The following is a 26,340-nucleotide window of genomic DNA, read 5'->3' as shown; positions in this document are numbered from 1 at the left end:
CTCGGCAAGGGGGTGAACGGCATTATTCACCGGCCCCGGACGGCGGCGCCAGCTCAGCGCTCCGGCGCCGGACCGGGCTTTGCCGGCAACGCCTCCAGCAGCGGCCGGATCAGGTCCAGCGGCAGCGGGAACACGACGGTGGAGGACTTGCCGTTGTTGGACATGTCGGCCAGCGTCTGCAGATAGCGCAGTTGCAGCGCCTGCGGTTGCTGCGACAGCAGCTCGGCGGCGTCGCGCAGCTTCTCGGCGGCCTGCAGCTCGCCCTCGGCGTGGATCACCTTGGCGCGGCGCTCACGCTCGGCCTCGGCCTGGCGGGCGATCGCGCGCACCATGGTCTCGTTGAGGTCGACGTCCTTGATCTCCACGTTGGCGACCTTGATGCCCCACGGGTCGGTAGCCTCGTCCAGGATCGTCTGCAGGGTGTGGTTGATCGAGTCGCGCTGCGACAGGATCTCGTCCAGCTCGTGCTGGCCCAGCACCGAGCGCAGCCGGGTCTGCGCCAATTGACTGGTCGCCTGCAGGAAGTTTTCCACCTGCAGCACGGATTTGTCCGGCTCCACCACGCGGAAGTAGACCACCGCATTCACCCGCACCGAGACGTTGTCGCGCGAGATCACGTCCTGCGGCGGCACGTCCATCACGGTCACCCGCAGGTCGACCCGGATCATCCGCTGCACGAACGGCACCAGCAACACCAGTCCGGGCCCCTTGGTCCCGGTGTAGCGACCCAGGGTCAGGACCACCCCGCGCTGGTACTCCGGCAGGATCTTCACCGCGGAGAACAGCAGCAGCGCGCCGAGAATGATCAGTACACCGACGAATCCGAACATGACACTCTCCCGTGAACCGAATCTTGAAGCCGCCTTCGCCGCTCCGCTCCACCACGTCGCCGGCCAAACATCCGAAAGTAGGGCGGGCACTCCCCGCCGCTCTCGCCATGCCCCTCGCACCAGTGCAGGAGGCAGAAGCCGGCGGGCACTGCCGGCCCTACAAAATCACAGCGGCTCGACCCGCAACAACAACCCTTGCCGCGACACCACGTGCACCCGCGCACCGGCCGGCAGGGAGCTGTCGCAGCGCACGCGCCAGCGCTCGCCGCGCACCATCATCCACGCCTCGCCGCCGGCTTCCACCGGCTCCAGCAGTTCCCCGGTATCCACCAGCATCGCCGCATCGCCGGTAACCTGATGGGCGCGGCGCGAACGGAACACCAGCCACACGATCAGCGCGAGCAAGGCCGCCGCGCACACGGCGATGCCGGCGATCACGCCGAGATTGACGCCATAGCCCGGCACCCCGGTATTCATCAGCATCACCGAGCCCACCACGAACGACACCAGCCCACCGACACCGAACGCGCCCACGCTGGGATTGGCCGCCTCGGCCACCAGCAGGCCGACTCCCAGCGCCATCAGCGCCAGCCCGGCGTAGTTCACCGGCAGCAGTTGCAATGCGTACAGGCCGACCAGCAGGCAGATGCCGCCGGCGATGCCCGGCAGCATCGCACCGGGATGCATCGCTTCCAGCAGCAGCCCGAAGATGCCGGCCAGCAGCAGCAGATAGGCGATGGTGGGGTTGGTGATGATGGCCAGGAAGCGCGTGCGCGCACCGGGCGCATATTCGCGCACGGATGCACCCTTGACACGCAGGGTGACGTCGCGGTCGCCCACCCGCACCTTGCGCCCGTCCGCCCTGGCCAGCAGGTCGGTCACATCCGTCGCCACGAAGTCGATCACGTGCTGCTGCGCGGCCTCGCTGGCGGTCAGCGTGGCCGCGCCGCGCACCGCCTGCTCGGCCCATTGCGCGTTGCGCCCGCGCAACTGCGCCAGCGAACGGATGTAGGCGATCGCATCGTTCATGGCCTTCTGCGCTTCGGCATCCTCGGCCGTTGCCTCGTCTTCCGCGGCGGAACCGGGCGACGCCGGCGGCTCGCCCGCTTTCGGCAACGGCATCGGCCGCGAGCCGCCCAGCTGCACCGGCGTGGCCGCCCCCAGGTGGGTGGCCGGCGCCATCGCGGCGATCTGCCCGGCGTACAGGATGTAGGTTCCTGCCGATGCCGCACGGGCACCGCCCGGGGCGACGTACACCAGCACCGGCACCTCGCTGGCCAGCATGCCGGCAATGATCTGCCGCATCGAATCGGACAGCCCGCCGGGCGTATCCAGCCGCAGCACGATCGCCACCGCGCCGTCGGCCACGGCGCGTTTCGCCGCGTCGTCGAAGTACTCGGCGGCGGCCGGCCCGATCGGTCCGGCCAGCGTGATCTGCGCCACCATGCCGGCGCCGGCCGGGCTGGCATCGGCCGCCGGCCCGGCAGCGAACGCGGGGCGCAGCGGCAGCGCGAGCAGGATCGCCATCCCGGCCAGCCACGGCCAACGCATCATCACGGCAACCTCCGCAAGGCATCAGCGACGACACGGCCACTGTACCCCCGCCGTTGTTCAGAAAGCGATCGGCGACCCGCCGCTCCCGGCACCGGCGCGGGATTCCCTATTCCGGCGCAGGCTCCGGCAGCGGCCAATCCGCCAGTATCTGGTAGTCCGGCTGGCCGACCACGCTGTGGACCAGTGCGACGCGATCGACCTGCCATGCCACCGGCTCCACCGGCATGGGATCCAGTAGCGCGCCGTGGCTGTAGGCGAGCGTGACGTGCGGCGTGAAGCTGCGTTCGAGGTGGCGGCCCTGCCCTGCCAGGGTCAAGGCGTGGCGCAGCTCCCGCCATAGCTGATGGAGCGGTTCGGGCACGCCGGCGCCGCGCAGGATGCACGGCGGTTGCCGGCCGCGAAAGCTGGCGGCCTGGTCCAGCACCCACTCGAACGAGGTCGTGCGCAGCCGGTCCGCGGCGGCTGTCGCGGCGGCGACCACATCCTGCCGCAGCAACGCATGGTCGCCGAGGAAATGCAGCGTGGCGTGATAGCGCGCCGGGTTGACCCAGCGCGCATGCAGGCCGGGTTGGCTGGCCCGGAGTCCATCCGCGGCCTGCGCCAGCCGGGTGCGCGTCGCCGCATCCGGCAGCAGGGCCAGGAACAACCGATGCACCTCGGCCGGCCGCGTGACGTCACCGCCGAGCAGGTCGAGCTGGGGCGGACCGGAGGACTGGAGTCGCCGGGTCATCGCTGGACTGCCGACATGGCGCGCGGACCTAGCCGGCGGTGGCCGCCGGCGTGGGCGCCACCGGCACGGGCCGCCTGGCCAGCAGGCTCCGGATAGTGCGCAGCTTCACCTTGATCCTCGCCGCATCGGCGGAACCCACGCGCAGCAGCAGCTTCTGCCCGGTCGACAGCGATTCCAGCGCCGGGTCGGCATAGACGTAGTACGCCTTCGAGCGCACCACGGCCGGCGGCTGGGCGGGCTCCGGCGCGGCCAGCATGTCGTCGATCGCGACGATCAGGCGGTCGTTGAAATACCCCTTGGGGTAGCCCAACTGCCGGTAGGCCTGCTGGAACAATGGATAGGCATGGACGTACCAGGCCACCAGCGCCTGGGGATCGACCGCATCCACGACGCGCATGTACGGCGCGTAGCGCGCGCTGTTCGCGGCGCCGGAGTGCGTGACGGCGCCCGCCTGGTCGACGGCGAACGTGCCTCTGGGCGTGCGCGCCGGCAGCGTGAACGCAGCCAGCCCGTCGTGGCGCGGCAGCGCGTCGACGGTGGCGACGATGCGCGCGACCAGTTGCTGGCTCAGCAGCAGCGAGGACAGGTTGCTGTCGCCGGCCAGCGCGAGGAGCGCTGCGGCCACATTGGCATCGCTGTCGCCCAGCGCGGGCAACGCAGCGGTCGAGGCCGCCGCCGGACCGGCCTGCACCTGTTCGATCGGATGCTGGACCGACGATGCGGCGGGAGCCGCGGCGGCCGACGCCGAAGGCGCCGGCGCAGTTGGCACCGATATGTCGGGATGCATGGCCTTGCGCGCGAGGTATATGCCCCCCGCCACGATGGCCAGTACTACCACCACCGCGCCGATCCAGCTGCCTGTCGATGCATGCCTGCGCATGTTCACTCCCGTTCTTCCGTCGGATATCCGGTATGGACTTGTTCATGCGCGATTCGTTCATCGCGCGTGTAATGTCACGACACCGTACCAGCTGTCCCGGCGGCCTGTCGCGGACCGCCTCCCATCCTTGTCCGATAACAATCGGGTCACGCGCCGACAACGTCGTGACGACTAAAGGTTCGACTGCGCAACCGTCTTGCCCGTGTGGATCTACCGGGTCAACCGGAGCATCCGTGCAGCAGTCGCCATGCCGGAAGCGGAGGGCCGCCCCATGAAAACCCGTTGTGTATTCAGCACCGCCGACCTGCTGGCAGCGCGCGCCGCGATGGCTGCGGCGCGCGAGGCCGGCGTCGAGGACCGCGACATCTCGCTGGTCGCCCGCGAGGACATCGAGCTGGAGAAGATCCCCGATCACCTGATGCAGGGACGCAACGACTTCTATCCCGCCGCCGTGCGCGGCGGCGTCTGCGGCGGCGGCACCGGCCTGCTGCTGGGGCTGATCGCGGTCGCGGTGCCGCCGCTGGGTGTGACGCTGGCCGGCGCCGCGGCAATGACCATCGCCGGCGCCGCATTCGGCACCTGCATCGGCGAGATCGTCGGCTTCGAAGTGCCGGATACGGTGAGCCGCAAATTCAGGGACGAGATCGCGGCAGGGCGCATCCTGGTGGTGATCGACGCCAGCCGGGAACAGCTCGATGCGGCCGAGCCGGCGGTGGTGCGCACCGGCGCCCGGCCGCTGCCGTTCCATGCGCATACCGCGCTGACCTGAGCACGTCGGCACGCATCCGGCTCAGGCCTTCAGCCGGTAGCCGGTGCGGAAGATCCACCACACCGCGGCGAGGCAGATCGCGAGGAACACCGCGGTCATCCCCACGCTGACGCCCACGCCGACGTCGGACACACCGTAGAAACTCCAGCGGAAGCCGCTGATCAGGTACACCACCGGATTGAACAGGGTGACCTTCTGCCACAACGGCGGCAGCATGTGGATCGAGTAGAAGCTGCCGCCGAGGAAGGTCAGCGGCGTCACCACCAGCAGCGGCACCAGCTGCAGCTTCTCGAAGTTGTCCGCCCAGATGCCGATGATGAAGCCGAACAGGCTGAAGGTGACTGCGGTGAGCAGCAGGAAGGCCAGCATCCACAGCGGATGTTCGATCTGGAACGGCACGAACAGCCGCGCGGTGACCAGGATGATCAGGCCCAGGATGACCGACTTGCTCGCCGCCGCGCCCACGTAGCCGGCGACGATCTCGAACGGCGACACCGGCGCCGACAGGATCTCATAGATCGTGCCCACGAACTTCGGAAAGTAGATGCCGAACGAGGCGTTCGAGATGCTCTGCGTCAGCAGCGACAGCATGATCAGCCCCGGCACGATGAAGGCGCCGTAGCTGACCCCGTCGATGCCGGTCATGTGCGAACCGATCGCCGCACCGAACACCACGAAGTACAGCGAGGTGGAAATCACCGGCGAGACGATGCTCTGCAGCAGGGTGCGCCAGGTGCGCGCCATCTCGAACAGGTAGATTGCACGAATCGCGTAAATATTCATGCGTGCTCCCTCACCAGGCTGACGAAGATGTCTTCCAGCGAACTCTGGCTGGTCTTGAGGTCCTTGAAGTCGATGCCCGCCTCGCCGAGCCGGCGCAGCAGCATGTCGATGCCGGTGTGCTCGCCCTGCGCGTCAAAGGTGTAGACCAGCTGCTGCCGATCGGCCGACAGTTCCAGCGGGTAACCGGCCAGCGCCGCGGGGATGGTTTCCAGCGGATCCTGCAGGTGCAGGGTGAGCTGCTTGCGGCCGAGCTTGTTCATCAGCTCGGCCTTGTCCTCGACCAGGATCAGCTCGCCCTTGTGGATCACCCCGATGCGGTCGGCCATTTCCTCGGCCTCCTCGATGTAGTGGGTGGTCAGGATGATGGTGACGCCGGTGGCGCGCAGCGCGCGCACCATCGCCCACATGTCGCGGCGCAGTTCCACGTCGACGCCGGCGCTGGGCTCGTCGAGGAACAGGATCTGCGGCTCGTGCGACAACGCCTTGGCGATCATCACGCGCCGCTTCATGCCGCCGGACAGGGTGATCAGCTTGCTGTCCTTCTTGCTCCACAGCGAGAGGTCCTTCAGCACCTTCTCGACATGCGCCGGGTTGGCGCTCCGGCCGAACAGGCCGCGGCTGAAACTGACCGTGTTCCACACCGTCTCGAACGCGTCGGTGGTCAGCTCCTGCGGCACCAGGCCGATCTTCGCGCGCGCCGCGCGGTAGTCGCGCACCACGTCGTGGCCGTCGGCCAGCACCGTGCCCTCGCTGGGGTTGACGATGCCGCAGATGATGCTGATCAGGGTGGTCTTGCCGGCGCCGTTCGGGCCCAGCAAGGCGAAGATCTCGCCCTGGCGGATCTCCAGGTCGATCCGCTTCAGCGCCTGGAACCCGGATGCATACGTCTTGCTGAGCTGGTTGACGGCAATGATCGGCTGCACGCTGTCTCCTGGCACGGTCATGGCGGCGGGGAGCGCCGATGGTATGCCCATCCCTGCCGCCACGGCCAGCCGCGCCCGTTCCCGTGACCCTCTCGACGATGTGGCCACGCTCTTGCTAAGGTCAAAACTCGTCGCCGGAACACGCATGAATTCGATCGAAGTAGCGTTGGCCATGTTGCTGGCTGTGGTCGGCAGCGGCTACCTCGTGCGCATGCTGCCGTTCTCGCTGCCGCTGCCGCTGGTGCAGATCGGGCTGGGCGCGGTGATCGCCGGCGTGTTCAAGCATGGCGTGGCGCTCGACCCCGAGATCTTCTTCCTGCTGTTCCTGCCGCCGCTGCTGTTCCTCGACGGCTGGCGCATTCCCAAGGACGGGCTGCTGCGCGACCGCGGTGCGATCGTGGCGCTGGCGCTGGGACTGGTGGTGTTTACCGTGGTCGGCGTCGGCTTCCTGATCCACTGGCTGATCCCGGCAATGCCGCTGGCGGTGGCGTTCGCGCTGGCGGCGATCGTGTCGCCGACCGACCCGGTGGCGGTGTCGTCGATCACCGCGCGCGTGCCGATCCCGAAGCGGCTGATGCACATCCTCGAGGGCGAGTCGCTGCTCAACGACGCCACCGGCCTGGTCTGTTTCCGCTTCGCCGTGGCGGCGGCGGTGACCGGCGGCTTCTCGCTGCTGTCGGCGTCGCTGACCTTCCTGTGGGTGGCGCTGGCCGGGCTCGGCGTGGGCGTGCTGTTCACCGTGGGGGTGAGCTTCGCGCAACGCTGGCTGTCGCGGCACTTCGGCCAGGAGGCGGGCTCGCCGATCCTGATCAGCTTGCTGATCCCGTTCGGTGCCTACCTGCTGGCCGAGCAGGTTGCCGCCTCGGGCATCCTCGCCGCGGTCGCGGCCGGCATCACCATGAGCTACGTCGAGCTCAGCGGCCGCCTGCTGGCCACCACACGGGTGCAGCGCGCGGCGGTATGGAACACCGTGCAGTTCGCCCTGAACGGCATCATGTTCGTGCTGCTGGGCGAGCAGCTGCCCGCCAGCCTGCAGGGCGCGATGGCGTCGGTGGCGCAGAGCGGCCATCGCAATCCATGGTGGCTGCTGGTGTACGCGCTGGCGATCAATATCGGCCTGGCGTTGCTGCGCCTGGCCTGGGTGTGGATCTCGCTGCGGATCAACGTGCTGAAGGCGTACCACCGCGGCGCCCCGGTGAGCCGGCCGCACTGGCGATTGCTGCTGGCCACCTCGCTGGCCGGCGTGCGCGGTGCGATCACCCTGGCCGGCGTGATGACGCTGCCGCTGCTGCTGCCTGACGGCACGCCCTTTCCTGCGCGCGAGCTGGCGATCTTCCTCGCCACCGCGGTGATCCTGCTGTCGCTGCTGGCCGCCAGCATCGGGCTGCCGCCGCTGCTGAAAGGCCTCGAATTGCCGCCGGAGCCAGCGGCCCTGCGGGAAGAGAACCTGGCCCGCCGCACCGCCGCCACCGCGGCGATCGCCGCCGTCGAGAAGGCCCAGCACGAACTGCTGGAAAAAGCCCCGGGCAGCGACATCGATATCTACACCAGCGCGGGCACCCGGGTGATCGCGCTGTACCAGCACTGGCTGGACGAGGACTCCTCCAACGAGGAGGAGGCGCGACAGCTGCGCAAGGCCGACGTGGCCGAACGCGAGCTGCGCCTGGCCGCGCTGCAGGGCCAGCGCGAGGCCATCTTCGAACTGGCACGCCGCCGCCGCATCTCCGACGAGGTCTCGCGCCGACTGGTGCGCGAGATCGACCTGCAGGAAGCACGCTACCGCTAGCTAGTCCGTGCTGTATCGTCCCGGAAATTCCGCCTTGCTCGCCCATGCACAAGCCACGGAGCCCGACCATGCTCATGTTCCACCGGCTTCTGGTCACGGCGGCCATGATCTTCGCCTGGCCCGCTGCGACCGCCACCTTGCCGAACCGGCCGGTGCCATCGCTGGACCTCCACCGCTACGCCGGCCAGTGGCACGAGATCGCACGCCTGCCGATGTACTTCGAGCGCAAGTGCCTGGATGCCGTCATCGCCACCTACACGCCCAATCCCGACGGCACCGTCGGTATCCACAATACCTGCCGCACCGACAAGGGCGTGATGGCGGTCGACGGCGTGGCGCGGATCAAGGGCCACCAGCCGGCCGCGCTGGAAGTGCGCTTCGCGCCGGCCTGGCTAACCTGGCTGCCGGCGGTGTGGGCCGACTACTGGGTGATCGAGGTGGACGCGAACTACCAATGGGCGGTGGTCGGCAGCCCCGGCCGGCGGCACCTGTGGATACTCTCGCGTCGCCCCGCGCTCGATCGCACGCTGTTCGCAACCCTCAAGGAACGCGCACGCCAGCGCGGCTACCCGGTCGACCAGCTGATCCTCACCGCCCCGCTGGATTGACCGCGGAGGCGCCTCCGTAGACATTTTCCGCGTGAAATCGGGATAGGCTGCAAAGCCGGCACCACCGCCACTTCGACCGCTGCCCGGGCACGCATGAACCAGCCGCTTTTCCCGCCCCCATCCGGTGCCGCCCCCTCCATCGACCACGTGATGGATCTCCTGCTCGACGCAGTCTGCGTGGTGGATGTCGAGGGGCGCTATGTGTTCGTCAGCGCCGCGTTCGAACGCATCTTCGGCTATGCGCCGGAGGAGATCATCGGCCGGCCGATGATCGAACTGGTGCATCCCGACGACCGCGAACGCACCCTGCAGGCGGCGAACGAGATCATGGCCGGCCAGCCCAAGCCGCATTTCCAGAACCGCTACGTGCGCAAGGACGGGCGGGTGGTCCACATCATGTGGTCGGCGCGCTGGTCGGAGGCGGACGGGATGCGCATCGCGGTGGCGCGCGACATCACCGAACTCGAGCGTGCCGAACAGATCCAGGTGGCGCTGCATGCGATCTCCGAGTCCGCACACTCGGCGGCGGACCTGATGACGCTGTTCGGGCACATCCACCTGATCATCGGCAAGCTGCTCCCGGCAAACAACTTCTTCGTGGCGCTGTACGACGCGAGGAAGGACGAGCTGAGCTTCCCCTACTTCGTCGACCAGTATGACCAAGCGCCCGCGCCATGCCGGCTGGACTCGGGCACGCTCAGCGGAGAGGTGATCCGCAGCGGCCGGGCCCTGCTGCTGACGCCGGACACGCCGACACCGGCCGAACCGGACCGGTCGCTCACCAGGCGCCATTCGCTGGACTGGCTGGGCGTGCCGCTCGCCGGCCAGCACGGCGTGATCGGCGCGCTCGTGGTGCAGAGCTATTCCGGCGAGGTGCGCTACACCGAGCAGGACAAGGCGCTGCTGCAGTTCGTCTCCACCCAGGTGGCCGCGGCGATCGAGCGCAAGCAGACCGAAACGCGGCTGCGCTACCTCGCACGGCACGACCAGCTCACCGCGCTGCCCAACCGTGAGCTGTTCCACGACCGCCTGCGCACCGCGCTGGCGGAGGCGCACCGCGACAGCCGGCGTCCGGCCGTGCTGTACCTGGACCTGGACCGGTTCAAGTCGGTCAACGACAGCTACGGCCACGACATCGGCGACCTGCTGCTGTGCGAAGCCGCCGCGCGCATCCGCCGCTGCGTGCGCGAGTCGGACACGGTCGGCCGCATCGGCGGCGACGAGTTCGTGGTGCTGCTGGCCGGCATCGGCCCGTCCGGACACGCCGCCGCGATCGCCACCGCGATCGCCGCCGATATCCTCGCCGCGCTGGCACAGCCGTTCGAGCTGGGCGGGCGGCAAGTGCAGATGTCGGTGAGCATCGGCATGGCCGTCTATCCCGAGCACGGCGAGGACGATCGTGCGCTGCTGCGGCGCGCCGACGACACGATGTATGCCGCCAAGCGGCGGGGCGGCAACTGCGCGCTGATGAGCGAGGCGCCGCCGTAGCCGGCGCGGTCAGGCCTTGCGCAGGAAACAGGTCTTCAGCACCAGACCCTTGATCTTGTCCGAATTGCCCTCGATGTGCCCGCTGTCGCCATCGACCAGGCGGATGTTGCGGATCACCGTGCCCTGCTTGAGCGGGATCGAGGAGCCTTTCACCTTCAGATCCTTGATCACCGTCACCGTATCGCCGCTGCCGAGTACGTTGCCGTTGACATCGCGTACCACCGCCGCGGCATCGGCCTCGTCCGCGGCACCCGCCACCGGCCATTCGTGGCCGCAGTCGGCGCAGATCCAGCTGTCGCCGTCGGGATAGGTGTTCTCCATCGCGCATGATGGGCAAGCGGGAAAATCGGACATCGGCGGATCCTGGCGATCATTCAAGCGAAACGCGATTGTACGGGCTGGCCGCCTTTCACACGATCGACATCGGTCGGCGGCTATAAAGCAGGCGAGCCCTTGCGGAGACTCGCCATGAATGCCCACCAGGTCCTCGCCACGGTCGCCGCGAGTGACTTCGCGGCCTCAAGCGCCTGGTATGCCCGCCTGTTCGGGCGCGTGCCCGACTGCACCCCGGACGCCGACTGCGCGGAATGGCAGCTCGCCGACTGCACCCGGGTCCGCGTACGATCGCGGGACGGGCTGGCCGAGGCGAGCCGGCGAATCGGTGTCGCCTCGCTGGGCATCATCGTCGACGACCTCGACGGCATCCTGCAGGATCTGCAAGGCCGGCAGATCGACGTGCCCGTGCCGCAGCTGGCGACGCACTATCTGCGCTTCGCCCCGGTATGCGACCCGGACGGCAACAGGGTCACCTTCGTCGAGTCGGCAACCGCCTGAAGCGCTGGCGGCGGTGCGCGGCCCGCTTCGGGTATGGTGTCGCTTCCATCGGCTGGAGGCATCCGGGATGTTCCGCTCGCTACTGCTGTCGCTCGCCCTCGTGTGCGCCGCCGGCGCCGCTCTCGCCGCCACGCCGGCCGACACCGCCCTCGCCGGGCTGCCCCACGTGGCATTCCCGGCGCCGCACCGGGTTGCCTCCGGGCGCCTGCAGGCTAGCGACATCGCCGCGCTGCGGCGCGGCGGCATCCGCCAGGTGATCGACCTCAGCACGGACCGCGAGAAAGCGGGTTTCGACGAGGGTGCCGCCGTGCGCGCGGCCGGGATCGGCTACCGCAACCTGCCGATCCGCGGCGCCGACGACCTCACCCGCGCCAACGTCGCGCGGTTCGACCGGCTGCTGCGCGAAGCCGGCAACCGGCCGACCCTGGTGCATTGCGCCAGCGGCAACCGGGTCGGCGCAATGATCGCGTTGCGCGCCGCGCAGGTCGGCGGCCAACCGGCCGAGGCGGCTGTCGCCGAAGGTCGCCGCTGGGGCCTGAAGAGCCTGGAACCGGCCGTGCGCGAGCGGCTGCAGGCATGGTCGAACGGCGCCATGGACACCGGGGCACGACCCGCCCACTGAAACCCGTCGGCGGCAGCGCGCGGACGCCGTCGATGCGAAAGCCGTGGTGCAAGTGGGATACCATGCGCACCTCCCAAGCTTTCCCTGGCATGGCCCTGGACCCGATCCCTGCATCGCCGCCCGCCTCCACGCCGCTGCCGCTGCGCGCGGTGCTGCTGATGCTGGGCAGCGCGAGTTTCTTTGCGCTGATGGCGGTGACGATCCGCTTCGCCTCCGCCCAGTTGCACCCGTTCCAGATCACCTTCTTCCGCAGCGCGTTCGGCACGCTGTTCGCCCTGCCGCTGCTCTGGGTGCACGGCTGGCCACTGCTGCACACGCCGCGTTTCGGCTTCTACCTGATGCGCTGCGTGCTGGGCATGGGCGGCATGCTGGCCGGGTTCTGGGCGATCGTGAACCTGCCGCTGGCCGAGGCGGTGGCGCTGTCGTACTCCTCGCCGTTGTTCGTCACCATTGGCGCGGTGCTGTTCCTCGGCGAGGTGGTGCGCCTGCGCCGCTGGAGCGCGGTGGTCGCCGGCTTCATCGGCGTGCTGGTGATCGTGCGCCCGGGCAGCGATGCGTTCGCCGCCGGCAGCCTGGTCGCGCTGCTGGCGGCCGCACTGACCGGCGCGGTGACGATCAGCATCAAGTCGCTGACCGGCAGCGAGCCGGCCGACCGCATCGTGCTGCTCACCACCCTGCTGTGGGTGCCGTTGTCGCTGCCCGCCGCGCTGCCTGTATGGCAATGGCCGCACGCCGGGATCTGGCCGTGGCTGGTGCTGTCCGGCGCACTAGGCACCGGCGGCCACTGGTGCTGGACGCGCGCGCTGCGGCTGGCCGACGCCTCGCTGCTCGCCCCTTTCAGCTACCTGCAGCTGCTGATCGTGGCGGTGCTGGCGTGGTGGATCTTCGGCGAGGACGTGAACCGCTACACCGCGACGGGCGCCGCCATCATCATCGGCGCCAGCCTGTATATCGCCCACCGCGAACACAGCCTGGCGCGCCAGCGGCGGCAGCCGTCGGCGGCGGCCACCGAACCGGCCGTCTGAGGCAAGCAGCCGATCCCGGCAAGCCGGGAGTAAGCTGGACTCGCCCGGCATCCCCCGCTCGCGCCGGGCATCCCGCCGCTCGACACCATCACGCAACTGGAGGAAGACCCATGGCTCTCCCCGTCCGTGCTTCCCGTGATGCCATTGCGCAAATCAACGTCACCCCGCTGGTCGACGTGCTGCTGGTGCTGCTGATCATCTTCATGATCACCGCGCCGGTGGTCACCCGGCGGCTGAAGATCGACCTGCCGCAGCCGGGGCCGCAGCCGCACCTGCCGAGGCCCGCGCCGATCCAGCTGGCGATCCACTCCGACGGCTCGATGTACTGGAACGCGGTGCCGGTCGACCGCTCCGCGGTGAACGTCCAGCTGGCCCTCGCGGCGCTGCAGGCGAAGCCGCCGGCGCTGCACATCGACGCTGCCGACGGCACTCCCTACCAGGCTGTGGCGGACGTGCTGTCCAGCGCGAAATCGAACGGACTGGCGGACATCAGTTTCGTCGGGCGTTAGGCGCGGGAGCACTCAGCGCAGCTGGCTGTCCTTGCTGCCGCGGCGGTTGTACAAGCCGGCACTGCGCTGCGCCGCGTCCTGCGTTTCCTGGCAGGCCACGCACAGGCGCACGCCGGGCACGGCCTTGCGCCGTGCCGCGGGAATCGGCGCGTCGCATTCCTCGCAGTGCTTGAGGCCCGGGCCCTTGCGCAACTGCTGGCGCGCCCGCTGCACCGCGTCGTCGACCGTGGCGTCGATCTGGTCCTGCACGGCGCCGTCGCCTGCCCATCCGGTTGCCATGGTCTTACCTCCGAAAACCCGCCGATATGACGCATCACAAACGATAATTTGGGTGCGCCGGGAAAACGTTTCAAGCGTTGGCGGCCCGGCAGCGCCGCCGGAGGGTGCCGCTGCGCAGCGCGCCGGGTGCGTCGATTGGCGACATGGATGGGCATGGCGGAAGTGCCAGAATGGCGCTTCGCCCTTCATGGAGATCGCGTCATGAACCCGTCGTCGCCCGCTACTTCCGCTTCCGCTACCTTGCGCAGCGACGACAGCGTCGCCAAGCAGCTGTTCCTGGGCAACATCCTGGAGGAGAACCTGTTCCCCTACCCCGAGATCAACGCGCGCGACAGGGAAATGCTGGGCGCGATGACCGACGCGATCGACCAGTTCCTCGCCGACAAGGGCGCCGCGCTGAAGCAGTACGACCGCGACGCCGAGCAGCCGGCCGAGTTCATCCAGGCGCTGCGCGAAATGGGCCTGTTCGGCCTGATCATCCCCGAGCAGTTCGGCGGCATGGAACTGTCCAACGGCGCCTACGCACGCGTGCTGGGCCAGACCAGCAGCCACGACAGCTCGGTCTCGCTGACCATCGGCGCGCACAGCTCGATCGGCATGAAGGGACTGCTGCTGTTCGGCAGCGATGAGCAGAAGCAGCGCTACCTGCCGAAGCTGGCCACGGGCGAGATGATCGCTGCGTTTTGCCTCACCGAATCCGGCGCCGGCTCCGACGCCGCCTCGATCCGCACCAAGGCCGTGCGCAACGACGACGGCAGCTGGACGCTTTCGGGCGAGAAGATCTGGATCACCAACGGCGGCATCGCCGACTTCTACACCGTGTTCGCGCGCACCGACACGCCCGAGGGCAAGATCACCGCCTTCCTGGTCGAGGCGAAGTGGCCCGGCGTCAGCCACGGCCCGCACGAGGACAAGATGGGCATCCGCGCATCAAGCACCACCACGGTGGCGTTCGCCGACGTGCGCGTGTCGCCGGAAAACGTGCTGGGCCCGGTCGGCAAGGGCTTCAAGGTGGCGATGAGCATCCTGAACTCGGGCCGCACCGGCCTGGGCGGCGGCGCGGTGGGCGGCATGCGCACGCTGATCCGCCTGGCCAGCGCGCAGGCGAAGGAGCGCAAGCAGTTCGGCCAGCCGATCGCCGAGTTCGGCCTGGTGCGCGAGAAGGTCGCGCAGATGGCGGTGGACTGCTTCGCCGCCGAGAGTGCGGTGTGGATGGTGGCGCACCTGATCGACGGCGGCGGCAGCGATTACTCGGTCGAGGCGGCGATGAGCAAGGTGTTCGCCAGCGAGGCGGTGCAGCGCGCGTCCTACGAGGCACTGCAGATCGCCGCCGGCAACGGCTTCATGCGCGAGTTCCCGTACGAGCAGATCACCCGCGACACGCGCATCCTGTCGATCTTCGAGGGCACCAACGAGATCCTGCGGCTGTACATCGCGCTGTCCGGCCTGAAGGGCGTCGGCGCGGGCCTCTCCGAATTGAAGGCCGCCGTGGGCGACATCTTCAACGAGCCGATCAAGGGCTTCGGCGTGCTCGGCAGCTACACCGGCCGGCGCATGCGCGAGGCCACCGGCTACGGCATCGACCGCATCGCGCACGAGCTGTCGCCGCGGCTGCGCAAGGTCGCCGCCACCTATGAGAAGTACACGGTGGAACTTTCAAAATCATCCGACGCGCTGCTGCGCCGCTACGGCAAGAAGGTGGCCGACATGCAGCACGCGCAGAAGCGCCTGGCCGACATCGCGATCGACCTGTTCGTGGGCCTGTGCGTGCTGTCGCGCGCCGACAGCCTGCTGAAGCAGGCGCATCCCGCCGCGGACGAAGCCGTAAGCATCGCCGAAGTATTCGCGCGCCAGGCGCGCCGGCGCATGGCGCGCAACGTGCGCGGGCTGGAACGCAACGAGGACGAGGCGATCGAACAGCTGGCCGGCGCGGTGCTCGCGCACGACGGCTACATGTGGGACGTGATCTGAAACCCGACCAAGGAGAACCCGCCATGAGCATCCCCACCGTCCGCGCCAGCACCGGCGGCGCGCCGTACGCAGTCGAGTTCACCGACGACCAGGGCAACACCTGGCATGCCGACGAACCGGTCGAGGAAGGCGGCGCCAATACCGGCCCGGCGCCCCACCGGCTGTTGCTGTCCGCGCTGGGCGCCTGCACCGCGATCACGCTGGAGATGTACGCGGCGCGCAAGGGCTGGCCGCTGCGCCACGTGGCGGTGGAACTCAAGTTCAATCCCGACGGCACGCCCGCGGCGGGCAACGACATCACCCGCGTGATCACGCTCGACGGCGAGCTGGACAACGAGCAGCGCGAGCGCCTGCTGCAGATCGCCAACAAGTGCCCGATCCACAAGGTGCTGACCGGCGAGGTGCGGATCGCCTCGCAGCTGGCGGGCGCGCAAGGGAAGGCCTGAACCATCGGGTGCCTTGTTCGGCATGCCTGTGAAAGCACACTGCTGTCCGGAACATTTTTGGTGGCCTGCAGCTCCAGCGTTTCGGGGCCTTTCCAATCGTCATTCCGGCGCAGGCCGGAATCGCACTTCATCCTGTGCAGCAACGCATCGCATCGGCCATGATTTTTAGCCCGGCGATCCATCTGGGCCGCCCCTCTGCGTCGTTCAAGTGCGATTCCGGCCTGCGCCGGAATGACGACTGAAGGTTTTCGGAGCCATGGGCTTTCGCCGGAATGACAGGCAGAATCGGATCTGCTCGTGCAGCTCCGGCGTGGGCAACTTCAGCCGATGCCTGCCAGACGCAGCAGCGCCGCCGCCAGCGCGCCCGCGACCACCACCAGCAGGAACGGCGCGCGCAGCCACAACGCCAAGGCGGCGGCGAGCAGCGCGCCAAGTCGTGCGTCGAGCGCCAGCGCCGCCCCGGCACTGAACGTGTTCATCGCGGTCAGCGAAGCCAGCAGGCCGATCGTCAGCGTGCCGGCCACGCGGCTCATGTGCTCGTTCTCCAGCCAGCGCGCCGGCACCAGGTAACCGGCCAGCTTGATCGCGTACGCCGCCGCGCTGGCCAGCAACAACCATCCCCACAACGCCATCAGCGACGCTCCTGCGGCGAGCCGCCAGCGGCGTCGAAATCAGCCGGATCGACGTCCGGCTCCAGCCCCTCGTCCGCCGGCCCGCGACTGAACCAGCCCCACAGCGCCGCGACCAGCGCGGCGAGCAGGATCGGCACGCCGGGCGGCACCCGCGGCATCGCCAGCACGGTCACCAGCGCGCAAACCACGGCCAGCGCCACCGGCTCGCGGGCACGCAGGCGCGGCCACAGCAGGCCGAGGAAGGCGGCCACCGCCGCACCGTCCAGGCCCCAGCGGCGGGGATCGCCCAGCGCGTCGCCGAGCAGCGCGCCAGCCAGGGTAAACAGGTTCCACAGCACGAACACGCCCAACCCGGCGCTCCAGAAACCGCGGCGCTGCTCGCCGGGATCGAGCTGGCCCGCGGCGGTGGCGGCGGATTCGTCGATGGTGACCTGGGCGGCAAGCAGCCGGCGCCAGCCGCGCGGCTTGAGCATCCGGTTCAGCTGCATGCCGTAGACCGCGTTGCGCACGCCAAGCAGGGTCGCCGCACCGAATGCGGCCGAACCGGCGCCGCCGCCGGCCACTACCCCGATGAAGGCGAACTGCGAGCCGCCGGTGAACATCAGCGCGCTCAGTGCCACCGTTTGCCACACGCCGAGCCCGGAAGCGACGCCGAGCGCGCCGAACGACACGCCGTACAGCCCGGTCGCCACGGCGATCGAGAGGCCGATTTTCACGGCGGGGGACGGGGAAAAGCTCATCCCCGGATCTTATCGCACGATCCGGGGAAGCCCGCCGTGCGCGGGTGCGACGCCTCCCGAATCCGCGCCAGCTACGCCGACGGTCGCGAATATCGCAACCGCCGCAACGGCCCCGGAACACCAGCGTGGTCGGCGACGAGGCCGGACATCACCAGCCGCCTGAACGGTCCCAACCGGGCGCCGGCGCCCAGCGCCAGCTTGCGCAGCACCCGCGCCGGGCGGCGGTCGTCGGTGTACAGGCCGGCCAGCATCTGCGTGGCCAGGTACAGCGGCCGCGTGGCCAGCCGGTGCTGGCGCTCGTAGCGCTGCAGCAGCGCCGGACTCCAGAACGGCTGCTCCGCGGCCACCGCCGCACGCAGCTCGCGCGCCAGCGCGGCCTGCCCGAGCAGGCCGAAGTTGAAGCCGTGCGCAGTGAGCGGGTGCATGCCCACTGCGGCGTCGCCGATCAATGCAAAGCGCTCGGCCACGAAGCGCCTCGCGTACACGCCCACCAGCGGATAGGCGCACCGCGGGCCAGCCACGCGCATCGCACCCAGCCGCTGCTGGAAACGTTCGGCCAGCGCCGCCTCCAGCCCCGCGTCGTCCAGCGCCAGCAGGGCCTGCATCGCCGGCGGCGGCAGGGTCAGCACCACCGATGAAGTGTGCGCATCGTGCAGCGGCAGCAGAGCCAGGGTCTGGCCGACGCCGAACCATTCCCATGCCACCTGTTCGTGCGGCATGTCGTGGCGCATGCGCAGCACCAGCATGGTCTTGCCGAAATCGTGCAGGTCGGCGCCGATGCCCATCGCGCGGCGCGTCTCGGAGAAACGGCTGTCCGCCGCCACCAGCAATTGCGCGCGCAGGGTCTCGTCACCGCCCAGGCTCACCTCGACACCATCGGCGGCGGTGCGCACCGCGCCCACCCGCGCGCCGGTGATGCGCTCGACCTCGGGCAGCGCCATCACCTCTTCGTACGCGGCACGGCGGATCGCGTGGTTGCTCACCAGCCAGCCCAGCTGCGACTTGCCCGCCTCGTCGTGGCGGAACATCAGGCCGTCGCGATCGTCGCCGTCGAGCACCAGCGCGTCGCGCAGGGTGCCGACCTCCTCCTCGCGCAGGCGTGCCCACAGGCCCCGCTCGCCCAGCAGCCGCTGCGAATGATGGGTGATCGCGATCTCGCGCCCGTCGTCCGCCGGCGCCGCCAGCGCCGCCTCTTCCTGCCGCTCGACCAGCGCGATGCGCAGGCCGCTGCCGGCCAGCGAGCGGGCGAAACACAACCCGGCCGGACCGGCGCCGATGACCACGATATCGAACGACATGCGCTGCACTCCCAGGGGATGACCACGGCAAGCTATCGGTCCACGCCGGGACCGGCGCTGACACCGGTCAAGAAAGCGGCATCGGGAGCCGCGCCTCCCACGCCGCGGCTTTCGACGCCAACGAGGCCCGCTCCCGAGGCATGACCACCGGCACAAGGTCGGCCGGCGCGCGGCTGCCACACTGCGGCGACCGGAGAACCAGGAGCCCGCCATGCCCGGATCGATCCTGCACCGCCGCGCCGCGGCCATCGTGGCGATGCTCTACATCCTCGTGCAGGCATTCCAGTCATACGTTTTCGCGCAGTTGCCGGTGCCGGACGGCCCCGCGCAGGAGTTGCTGCTGGGAGCGGCACCACTGAACCTCGCTCGCGCCCTGCTTATGCTGCTTTCGTTCTTCGCCCAGGCCTACCTGCTCCTGGTGGTCTGCGCGCTGGCGTTCCGACGCACGCCGCTGGCCGCAGTCGCGGCCTATCTCGGCTTCTTCGCGTACTGCCTGATCGAGGTGCTGCTGCGCTCGGTCGAGCTGTTCCATGGGCAACTGGCATTGCCGGAGCTGTACCGGGCGGCGTCATCGCATGACGCGCAGGCGCAGGTGCTGGCGCAGGCGGCGGCATTCCAGTCCGTGCAACGGGCGCTGTATTTCCCGTTGCTGCTGGCACAGGCGCTGGGCAGCCTGGTACTCGCCTGCTGTCTGGGCGGTGGCCGCCTCGGCTGGCTGGCGTCATGCGCCTTCGGCCTCAACACGGTACGGCTGTCGCTGCGGATGTTCGGTATGTACCTGATGCCGACGCCGCTCGACCCGCTGCTGGACCGGTGGTACCTCGCCTTCGTCGTCGCCATCTTCGGCAGCCTTGCCTTGTGGCTGTGGCCATCGAGGCCGCCCAGCCATGCCGATTCACGGGGGATCGCGAGCCCATAGCCCGTGAGGCGTCGCCGCGAACACGTCAGGCGCCGCAACCGCCGCAGCAGATCGACGGCAACTGCACCACCTGCTTCGGTGCCACCGGCCAGCCGACCTGCCGCAGCACCTCGATCAGGTCCGCCGCCGTCATCGAGGCGGATACCCGCAGCACCAGGCCGCTCATGTCGAGATCGGCCACCGCGGTCGGATCGATGTCGAACAGGGCATCCTGCACAACGGCAGGGCTGGGGGACGCATCGGTCAGGGCGATGTGGAATTCCATCGGATTGCCTCGTTTCATGGACACTGTCACGGCGTCGTTGACACCGATATTCGGCAGCGCCGCCGGCTGCCGCCTTGACCCCGGTCAAGCACGGGCCCGGCCATGTCGATCCGGCCGGCGGCCGTTCGTCGCATGGACAACCTCTGCAAGAAGGCGATCCGACATGCCCCTCGCGCTCTACGCCCACCCGTTCTCCTCCTACTGCCAGAAGGTGCTGGTCGCGCTGTACGAGAACGGCATCCCGTTCGAATGGCGCCTGCTCGCGCCGGACGACGCGGCCACCGACCGCGAATTCACCGCGCTGTGGCCGATCCGCCGCTTTCCCCTGCTGCGCGACGGCGAACGCATGGTGGTCGAGTCGAGCATCATCATCGAGTACCTCGACCGGCATTACCCCGGCATCGCACCGCTGATTCCCGCCGACGCCGACGCCGCGCTCGAAGCGCGCACGATGGACCGCTTCCTCGACAACTATGTGCACACGCCCCAGCAGAAGATCGTGTGGGACAGTCTGCGCCCCGCCACCGACCGCGACCCCTACGGCGTGAAGGAGGCGCGCGCCATGCTCGACACCGCCTACGCCTGTCTGGAGGGGAAACTCGCCGGCCGCCACTGGGCCATCGGCGGCGACTTCAGCCTCGCCGACTGCGCCGCCGCGCCAGCGTTGTTCTACGCCGACTGGACCCATCGCATCCCGGCGGGATGCGCCAACGTGCTGGCCTACCGGCAACGCCTGCTGGCGCGCCCCTCGTTCGCCCGCGCGGTGGACGAGGCGCGACCGTACCGTTCGTACTTCCCGCTCGGCGCGCCCGACCGCGACTGAGCAACCCGCAGGAGACCGCCATGAACCACCCGCCCATCGTCAGCCGCGAACAATGGCAGGCCGCGCGCCACGCCCAGCTCGCGGAAGAAAAGGCGCTGACCCGCGCGCAGGACGCCGTGAACGCCAAGCGCCGGCACCTGCCGATGACTCGCGTCGACGACAGCTACACGTTCGGCTCGCCCGTTGGCATGCACAGCTTCGCCGACATGTTCGAGGGCCGGCCGCAACTGATCGTCTACCACAACATGCTGGCGCCGGAGTCGGACCACGTCTGCCCCGGCTGCTCGTTCTACTGCGACCAGATCGGCAATCTGGCGCACCTGCGCGCACGCGGCGTCACCTTCGCGGTGGTCTCGCGCGCCCGGGTGACCGAAATCGAGCCGGTCAAGGCACGGCTGGGCTGGAACTTTCCCTGGTACTCATGCTTCGGCACCCGCTTCCACGAAGACTTCGTGACCGCCGAAGGCGCGCCGTTCGGCCTGTCGGTGTTCCTGCGCACGGACGAGGGCATCTTCCAGACCTGGTTCACCACCGGCCGCGGCATCGAGCTGCCCATCAGCAGCTTCGGCCTGCTCGACGTCACGCCGTGGGGCCGCCAGGAAGCCTGGGAGGACTCGCCCGAAGGCTGGCCGCAGCACCCCACCTGGAGCCAGGTGAAGATCCACGACCAGTACTGAGCTGCCCGCGATTGCCGCTTCGTAGGGCGGGCACCGCCCGCCATGTTTTTCAACGATGCGCATCATCCAGAGCGGCGGGCCGTGCCCGCCCTACGAAGCCGGCGCGGACTGCGCCGCCTGCTGCGGTGACTGGGGTCACTCGGCCGCCACGGCCACCGCGCGACGCGCCTGGCGCCCCTTCCACAGGTAACCGATGCCCAGCAGCACGAACCACACCGGGCTGGCGATCAGCGCCTCGCGGGTATCCGGCTGCAGGCTCAGCAGCACCAGCACGAACACGAAGAACGCCAGGCACACCCAGCACATGAACACGCCGCCGGGCATCTTGTACGTCGACGCTTCGTGCAGCTGCGGGCGCTTGCGCCGGTAGGCCATGTAGGCGAACAGGATCAGCGACCACACGAACATGAACAGCACCGCAGACAGCGTGGTGATCAGGGTGAATGCGGTGATCAGGTCGGGGATCAGGTAGATCAGCGCCGCGCCCAGCAGCAGGCAAAAGCAGGAGAACAGCAGGCCCAGCGACGGCACCGCAGCGCGCGAGAGCCGCGCGAACGTCTTCGGCGCATGTTGCTCCTCGGCCAGGCCGTACAGCATGCGGCTGGTGGAGAAGATGCCGCTGTTGGCCGAGGAGGTGGCCGAGGTCAGCACCACGAAGTTGATCAGGCTGGCCGCAGCCGGGATGCCCGCCAGCACGAACAATTCGACGAACGGGCTCTTGCCCGCTTCCACCAGGCGCCATGGCGTCACCATCATGATCGCGACCAGGGCCAGCACGTAGAAGATGATGATGCGCACCGGGATCGAGTTGATCGCCTTCGGCAGGTTGCGTTTCGGGTCGGCCGTCTCGGCGGCGGTGGTGCCGACCAGCTCGATGCCGACGAAGGCGAACACCGCGATCTGGAAGCCGGCGAAGAAACCGCTGATGCCCTTCGGGAAAAACCCGCCGTCACTCCACAGGTTGGCCAGCGAAGCCTTGTGCCCGGTCGGCGAGGTGAAGCCCCAGGCGACCAGCACGAAGCCGGTGACGATCAGCGCGACGATCGCGACGATCTTGATCAGCGCGAACCAGAACTCCATCTCGCCGAACAGCTTCACCGTCACCAGGTTCAGGCTGAGCAGCAGCAGCACGCACAGCACCGCGGGAATCCACGGCGCCAGCCCCGGAAACCAGAACTGCGCATACGCGGCGATCGCGATCACGTCGGCAATCGCGGTGATGACCCAGCAGAACCAGTAGGTCCAGCCGCAGAAGAAGCCGGCCCATGGCCCGAGCAGGTCGGTGGAGAAGTCGATGAAGGATTTGTACTCGAGGTTGGACAGCAGCAGCTCGCCCATCGCCCGCATCACGAAGAACAGCATCACGCCGATGATCAGGTAGACCAGCAGGATCGAGGGCCCGGCCAGGCTGATCGTCTTGCCCGAGCCCATGAACAGGCCGGTGCCGATCGCGCCGCCGATGGCGATCAGCTGCAGGTGCCGGTTGGAAAGGCTGCGCCTCAGGTGATCCGGGTGTTCCAGCGATGCGGTCATGCGGCGCGCCTTGGCGTTGGGAAGGCGCCAACATACCGAAAAGCGCACGCCGCATCCATGCGCCGCGCAACCCGCCCCTTAGCCGCCGCCACAGCCAAGCCGTCATCCCAGCGAAAGCTGGGATCCAGTGCCTCCGCAACTGTTCGAAGACCCTGGATTTCCAACTTGGCCCGCCTTCGCTGTGGAAAGGCACCTCGCTGGGATGACAAGCAAGGACTCGATCAGGTCATCCCTAGTGCCGCCCGTGCGGCTTGGCCGGCAGGCTGCGGAAGTAGGCGTACAGCGCGCCGACCTCCTCGTCGGTGAGGAAGCGGGTCACCCGCACCGGCATGTAGTCGGTCTTCAGCGCGCGGCCGCCCGGCGCCATACCCTCGCGCAATGCCTTCTTCAGGTCGGCCTCGCTCCAGTTCGCCAGGCCGCTCGGGTCCGGCGTGAGGTTGGCGGCATCGGGCCAGTCCGGCGGCGTGCCCGGAATATGCCCACCGGAGAAACCCTTGCCGTGGCAGCCGGCGCAGGCGGTGGCGAGGTAGGCGCCATAGGCGGCGGTGGGGCCGGCCGGCGGCGGCTCGCCATGCTGCATGGCGTGGTCGACGATCTCCGCCGGCAGCAGCGGCACCTTGCCGGCCACGAACAGCACGCGCCCCAGCGGGCCGACCCGGTTCGCCGGCGGCGTGCGCTCGACCGCCGGCACGCTGTGCAGGTAGGCCAGCAGGTCGCTCAGGTCCGCATCGCCGAGGTGGCTGAACTCCTGCGCCGGCATGAACAGCAGCGGGCGCCCGTCCGGCGCCACGCCGTGGCGGATCGCACGCACCCGGTCCACGTCGGTGAGCTTGCCGCCCGCCCCGGCCGGCGTGAGGTTGGCGCCCGACAGCCGGGCGAACAGTGGATTGTCGATGAAGGTGGCGCCGCCCAGGTCAGGGCCGTGGCAGTCCTTGCAGCCGCGGATCGCGGCCAGGTGGCTGCCCCGCTCGACCGCCGCCGCATCGCTGGGCACCGCCGGCACCGGTGGATCGATCCGGTACACCTTCGCCATGCGCCGCTCGCTCAGCACGTAGGCCGAGAGCACCACCGCCAGCAACAGCACCAGCACGGCGGCCAGCAGGCGGCCGAGCCACTTCCATACCCTGCGCATATAGCCCCTCCCCATCCCCCGATGCGGAAGCAGGCAGAGTAGTGCGATACCGGGCGTCGCGCCATCGGAATTCCGGGGCCATAACATGGCCAACCAATCCCACGTCCAAGGCTCGCCAACGTGAAGGGCGAGGGTTAATTAGCCACGCCCCTTTTATTGTACGAATCTCCAGACGGCGCCTGACACCTGAATCAAGTCGAGCTGTGAAGCGGCTTCGGCTTGAATGAATTGTTTGCCGAGCAATCGACAGCTTTGTGCTGCGCCTGTCTGGACAAGCCTTCTGCCTGCGCATATCCCCAGAGCCCGAGAGCGAGGAAAGGCACGAACGCCACCAAATGCAAGTAACCAATGATTTTTGCCCCGGACCCCCGCCGAACTCTGATCAGGCGCAACGATTTCTCACGCAAGGGAGGGACCTGTCCGTCTCTGAGGATCTTGAAGCCACGCCGCCCGAACGCAAAGGCAACGACAAGCCCAGCGAGAAACGGCAGGCCGACAAAAAGACCCTGCCACAGCACGGTAGTCCCGCTGACACCAAAGACAGTCCGACATTGCGCCGAGGTTGAAAATTCACGCAACCAAGGAGAGAGCCAAAGCTTCTCAAAAGCTACAAGCAACCCTCCCGCCGTTGTACCAAGCAACGCAATCCGAATTCTTTCGGCTCTGCTGTACTGCTCTGCAAACTCTGGGGATTTATCCATTGCCAGCTAACGCCTGAGTTGAGTGGCGGTGAAGTCGTCCGCCTTGAACGAGTAAAAAGAGACTTCCTCCCCTTTCGGCCTCGAGGGCCATGATGGTGTTGCGAAACAACCGTCAGCAGAAGAGGAAGTCTCCATGAGCACTATAACCCTGGGTGTGGACTTGGCGAAGAACGTGTTCTCGGTGTGCGAGATGGACGGCACCGGGCACGTGCTGCGACAGCGGGAGTTCAAGCGTGAGGCATTTGCCGTGTGGCTGGCGCAACGGCCGGCGGGCACGGTGGTGGCGATGGAGGCGTGCAGCGGGGCGCACCACTGGGCGCGACGCTGCATCGAGTACGGTCTGCAGCCCAGGCTCATGGCCGCACAGTTCGTGGCGCCGTTCCGCAAGAGCCGCACCATCAAGAACGACCGCAACGATGCCGAGGCGATCGCCACGGCGGCGCAGCAGGGCCACATGCGCTTCGTGCCGGTGAAGACGGTGGAGCAGCAGGCGCGGCTCGCCTGCCACCGTGTGCGCGAAGGCTACAAGGTCGAGGCGTTGGCGCTGGGCAACCGCATCCGGGGCCTGCTGGCCGAGTTCGGCCTGGTGGTGGCGAAGAGCGACACGGCGCTGCGCCGCGTGCTGGCCGATCTCGATGCGCAGCCGGCACTGCCCGATGAGCTGCGTGAGCTGCTCGGCGGGCTGCGCGCCCACTGGGCACGTCTGCGCGAGGCCGTCGACGCGTGCAGTGCACGCATCGCCGACCACGCGCGCGAGGATACGCGCTGCCAGCGGCTTGGCCACCTGATCGGCGTGGGGCTGATCACCGCCGATGCCGCCGTGGCCACGGTGACCCAGGCGCGCGAGTTCAAGAACGGCCGGCAGATGGCAGCATGGCTGGGCTTGGTACCCACCCAGCACTCCAGCGGTGGGCATGCGCGATTGGGCGGCATCAGCTGTCGTGGCGACGCCTACCTGCGCACCCTGCTGATCCAGGGCGCGCGTAGCAGCCTGCAACGTGCCAAGGCCGTCACCATCGACAAGGCCACGCCCGAGCAGCGCTGGATACGCACGCTCGACCAACGCCTGCCGTTCGGCAAGGCGCTGGTGGCCATTGCGAATAAACACGCCCGACAAATCTGGGCGATGCTCGCGCACGACGTCGACTACGATCCCTCAGCCTGCCTCGCCCATCCCATGCACCGGCAGGCCAGCACGACCTGAATCGCACGCTTTCGCTTCACCGCTCTGCCTCACCGTTTCGTTCCACCGTCAGTGCAGCACGGTAACAACGGGTCAGACCCACCCGGGGAGAACCTGACTAACTATTCGGACGTCCAAACGGTGTGCCGGCCGATCCCCAGCCACCGACGACACCGCTGAATGAACGAGGTCTCCGGGCGCGGTTTATACCCTGGTCCGCACCAGCCCCACCGGTGCAACAAGACCGTCTACGGAAATGCCGTCTGACACACGCTGTCCGCCGTCATGCACCGACCGCAGCACGCTTCACGTCTCATTCGAAATCCCATCACCGGCAGCGGCCCGAAAGCCCAGGGCAAAAGCTTCATACGCACGGGTTGACGGGGAAGTCTCCTACGGA

General features: G+C 68.6%; 29 protein-coding genes. 14 read left to right on the top strand and 15 right to left on the bottom strand.

The window, feature by feature from the left end; translation table 11 throughout:
- Positions 1-53 precede the first annotated feature (53 nt).
- The 4 genes from DEO45_RS07375 to DEO45_RS07360 form a co-directional block, all read right to left on the bottom strand.
- A complete protein-coding gene (locus DEO45_RS07375) occupies positions 54-830 on the bottom strand; it encodes a slipin family protein (RefSeq protein ID WP_114342003.1) in 777 nt (258 codons plus the stop codon).
- A 165-nt stretch (positions 831-995) separates the two neighbouring features.
- Positions 996-2,384, bottom strand: coding sequence for an NfeD family protein (locus DEO45_RS07370; RefSeq protein WP_114342001.1), 1,389 nt, complete (start codon positions 2,382-2,384; stop codon positions 996-998).
- A 106-nt stretch (positions 2,385-2,490) separates the two neighbouring features.
- Positions 2,491-3,114: an RNA 2',3'-cyclic phosphodiesterase gene (thpR, locus tag DEO45_RS07365; protein WP_114341999.1), complete on the bottom strand. Its 624-nt coding sequence runs from the start codon at positions 3,112-3,114 to the stop codon at positions 2,491-2,493.
- Positions 3,115-3,142: 28 nt separating this feature from the next.
- Positions 3,143-3,994: a DUF3014 domain-containing protein gene (locus DEO45_RS07360; RefSeq protein WP_114341996.1), complete on the bottom strand. Its 852-nt coding sequence runs from the start codon at positions 3,992-3,994 to the stop codon at positions 3,143-3,145.
- A gap of 271 nt (positions 3,995-4,265) precedes the next feature.
- Between DEO45_RS07360 and DEO45_RS07355 the strand changes: the two genes are divergently transcribed.
- Entirely contained in the window at positions 4,266-4,763 is a 498-nt protein-coding gene (locus DEO45_RS07355) for a hypothetical protein (protein ID WP_114341993.1), read from the top strand.
- A gap of 21 nt (positions 4,764-4,784) precedes the next feature.
- Here the strand turns inward: DEO45_RS07355 and DEO45_RS07350 are convergent, their stop codons facing one another.
- Positions 4,785-5,546 (bottom strand): ABC transporter permease, encoded by a 762-nt coding sequence (locus DEO45_RS07350; RefSeq protein WP_114341990.1) that lies wholly within the window; start codon positions 5,544-5,546, stop codon positions 4,785-4,787.
- A complete protein-coding gene (locus tag DEO45_RS07345) occupies positions 5,543-6,490 on the bottom strand; it encodes an ABC transporter ATP-binding protein (RefSeq protein WP_428992431.1) in 948 nt (315 codons plus the stop codon). Before DEO45_RS07345 ends, DEO45_RS07350 begins: the two co-directional genes overlap by 4 nt.
- Positions 6,491-6,614: 124 nt before the next feature.
- Between DEO45_RS07345 and DEO45_RS07340 the strand changes: the two genes are divergently transcribed.
- The 3 genes from DEO45_RS07340 to DEO45_RS07330 all read left to right on the top strand — a co-directional run bounded on the left by DEO45_RS07340 (position 6,615) and on the right by DEO45_RS07330 (position 10,351).
- A complete protein-coding gene (locus tag DEO45_RS07340) occupies positions 6,615-8,255 on the top strand; it encodes a Na+/H+ antiporter (protein WP_114341988.1) in 1,641 nt (546 codons plus the stop codon).
- Positions 8,256-8,323: 68 nt separating this feature from the next.
- Entirely contained in the window at positions 8,324-8,863 is a 540-nt protein-coding gene (locus DEO45_RS07335; protein WP_114341985.1) for a lipocalin family protein, read from the top strand.
- Positions 8,864-8,956: 93 nt separating this feature from the next.
- Entirely contained in the window at positions 8,957-10,351 is a 1,395-nt protein-coding gene (locus DEO45_RS07330) for a GGDEF domain-containing protein (RefSeq protein ID WP_114341982.1), read from the top strand.
- A gap of 9 nt (positions 10,352-10,360) precedes the next feature.
- Here DEO45_RS07330 and DEO45_RS07325 read toward each other — a convergent pair whose 3' ends face one another.
- Positions 10,361-10,705 (bottom strand): zinc ribbon domain-containing protein YjdM, encoded by a 345-nt coding sequence (locus tag DEO45_RS07325; RefSeq protein WP_114341979.1) that lies wholly within the window; start codon positions 10,703-10,705, stop codon positions 10,361-10,363.
- 114 nt (positions 10,706-10,819) lie between these two features.
- Between DEO45_RS07325 and DEO45_RS07320 the strand changes: the two genes are divergently transcribed.
- From DEO45_RS07320 to DEO45_RS07305, 4 genes are all read left to right on the top strand, one after another.
- Positions 10,820-11,185 (top strand): VOC family protein, encoded by a 366-nt coding sequence (locus tag DEO45_RS07320; protein ID WP_114341976.1) that lies wholly within the window; start codon positions 10,820-10,822, stop codon positions 11,183-11,185.
- A gap of 67 nt (positions 11,186-11,252) precedes the next feature.
- Positions 11,253-11,807: a fused DSP-PTPase phosphatase/NAD kinase-like protein gene (locus DEO45_RS07315; protein ID WP_114341973.1), complete on the top strand. Its 555-nt coding sequence runs from the start codon at positions 11,253-11,255 to the stop codon at positions 11,805-11,807.
- Between the two features lie 89 nt (positions 11,808-11,896).
- The gene (locus DEO45_RS07310; protein WP_223250817.1) at positions 11,897-12,832 is read left to right on the top strand and encodes a DMT family transporter; all 936 of its coding nucleotides are present in this window, start codon (positions 11,897-11,899) and stop codon (positions 12,830-12,832) included.
- A gap of 110 nt (positions 12,833-12,942) precedes the next feature.
- Complete coding sequence (locus DEO45_RS07305; RefSeq protein WP_114341967.1) at positions 12,943-13,341, top strand: ExbD/TolR family protein; 399 nt, start codon at positions 12,943-12,945, stop codon at positions 13,339-13,341.
- Positions 13,342-13,353: 12 nt separating this feature from the next.
- Here the strand turns inward: DEO45_RS07305 and DEO45_RS07300 are convergent, their stop codons facing one another.
- Positions 13,354-13,620 carry a DksA/TraR family C4-type zinc finger protein gene (locus DEO45_RS07300; RefSeq protein WP_114341964.1) on the bottom strand — a complete coding sequence of 89 codons (267 nt, stop codon included), beginning with the start codon at positions 13,618-13,620 and terminating at the stop codon, positions 13,354-13,356.
- A gap of 201 nt (positions 13,621-13,821) precedes the next feature.
- Between DEO45_RS07300 and DEO45_RS07295 the strand changes: the two genes are divergently transcribed.
- Both DEO45_RS07295 and DEO45_RS07290 read left to right on the top strand, forming a co-directional pair.
- Complete coding sequence (locus DEO45_RS07295) at positions 13,822-15,591, top strand: acyl-CoA dehydrogenase family protein (protein WP_114341962.1); 1,770 nt, start codon at positions 13,822-13,824, stop codon at positions 15,589-15,591.
- Positions 15,592-15,614: 23 nt separating this feature from the next.
- A complete protein-coding gene (locus tag DEO45_RS07290) occupies positions 15,615-16,037 on the top strand; it encodes an OsmC family protein (RefSeq protein WP_114341959.1) in 423 nt (140 codons plus the stop codon).
- A gap of 320 nt (positions 16,038-16,357) precedes the next feature.
- Here DEO45_RS07290 and DEO45_RS07285 read toward each other — a convergent pair whose 3' ends face one another.
- The 3 genes from DEO45_RS07285 to ubiM all read right to left on the bottom strand — a co-directional run bounded on the left by DEO45_RS07285 (position 16,358) and on the right by ubiM (position 18,707).
- Positions 16,358-16,669 (bottom strand): AzlD domain-containing protein, encoded by a 312-nt coding sequence (locus DEO45_RS07285; protein ID WP_114341956.1) that lies wholly within the window; start codon positions 16,667-16,669, stop codon positions 16,358-16,360.
- Positions 16,669-17,409 (bottom strand): AzlC family ABC transporter permease, encoded by a 741-nt coding sequence (locus tag DEO45_RS07280; protein WP_114341953.1) that lies wholly within the window; start codon positions 17,407-17,409, stop codon positions 16,669-16,671. Before DEO45_RS07280 ends, DEO45_RS07285 begins: the two co-directional genes overlap by 1 nt.
- A 71-nt stretch (positions 17,410-17,480) precedes the next feature.
- The gene (gene ubiM, locus DEO45_RS07275; RefSeq protein ID WP_114341949.1) at positions 17,481-18,707 is read right to left on the bottom strand and encodes a 5-demethoxyubiquinol-8 5-hydroxylase UbiM; all 1,227 of its coding nucleotides are present in this window, start codon (positions 18,705-18,707) and stop codon (positions 17,481-17,483) included.
- Between the two features lie 211 nt (positions 18,708-18,918).
- Between ubiM and DEO45_RS07270 the strand changes: the two genes are divergently transcribed.
- Positions 18,919-19,626 carry a hypothetical protein gene (locus DEO45_RS07270; RefSeq protein WP_114341946.1) on the top strand — a complete coding sequence of 236 codons (708 nt, stop codon included), beginning with the start codon at positions 18,919-18,921 and terminating at the stop codon, positions 19,624-19,626.
- Between the two features lie 25 nt (positions 19,627-19,651).
- On the opposite strand, the gene DEO45_RS07265 is transcribed toward DEO45_RS07270, so the two are convergent.
- Positions 19,652-19,909 (bottom strand): hypothetical protein, encoded by a 258-nt coding sequence (locus tag DEO45_RS07265; RefSeq protein WP_223250816.1) that lies wholly within the window; start codon positions 19,907-19,909, stop codon positions 19,652-19,654.
- Positions 19,910-20,054: 145 nt separating this feature from the next.
- Between DEO45_RS07265 and DEO45_RS07260 the strand changes: the two genes are divergently transcribed.
- Positions 20,055-20,714: a glutathione S-transferase family protein gene (locus DEO45_RS07260; protein WP_114341939.1), complete on the top strand. Its 660-nt coding sequence runs from the start codon at positions 20,055-20,057 to the stop codon at positions 20,712-20,714.
- Between the two features lie 20 nt (positions 20,715-20,734).
- A complete protein-coding gene (locus DEO45_RS07255; protein WP_114341935.1) occupies positions 20,735-21,391 on the top strand; it encodes a DUF899 domain-containing protein in 657 nt (218 codons plus the stop codon).
- Between the two features lie 135 nt (positions 21,392-21,526).
- Here DEO45_RS07255 and cycA read toward each other — a convergent pair whose 3' ends face one another.
- The 3 genes from cycA to DEO45_RS16495 all read right to left on the bottom strand — a co-directional run bounded on the left by cycA (position 21,527) and on the right by DEO45_RS16495 (position 24,757).
- A complete protein-coding gene (gene cycA, locus DEO45_RS07250; protein WP_114341931.1) occupies positions 21,527-22,924 on the bottom strand; it encodes a D-serine/D-alanine/glycine transporter in 1,398 nt (465 codons plus the stop codon).
- A gap of 232 nt (positions 22,925-23,156) precedes the next feature.
- On the bottom strand, positions 23,157-24,056 hold the full coding sequence (locus tag DEO45_RS07245; RefSeq protein WP_114341928.1) for a c-type cytochrome: 900 nt from the start codon (positions 24,054-24,056) through the stop codon (positions 23,157-23,159).
- Between the two features lie 191 nt (positions 24,057-24,247).
- Complete coding sequence (locus DEO45_RS16495) at positions 24,248-24,757, bottom strand: hypothetical protein (RefSeq protein WP_147269688.1); 510 nt, start codon at positions 24,755-24,757, stop codon at positions 24,248-24,250.
- Between the two features lie 133 nt (positions 24,758-24,890).
- Between DEO45_RS16495 and DEO45_RS07240 the strand changes: the two genes are divergently transcribed.
- Entirely contained in the window at positions 24,891-25,961 is a 1,071-nt protein-coding gene (locus DEO45_RS07240) for an IS110 family transposase (protein WP_114341924.1), read from the top strand.
- Positions 25,962-26,340: the final 379 nt, after the last annotated feature.

Source organism: Rhodanobacter denitrificans (assembly GCF_003335105.1).
Taxonomy (GTDB): domain Bacteria; phylum Pseudomonadota; class Gammaproteobacteria; order Xanthomonadales; family Rhodanobacteraceae; genus Rhodanobacter; species Rhodanobacter denitrificans_A.
This window is presented reverse-complemented; position numbering and strand designations above follow the sequence as displayed.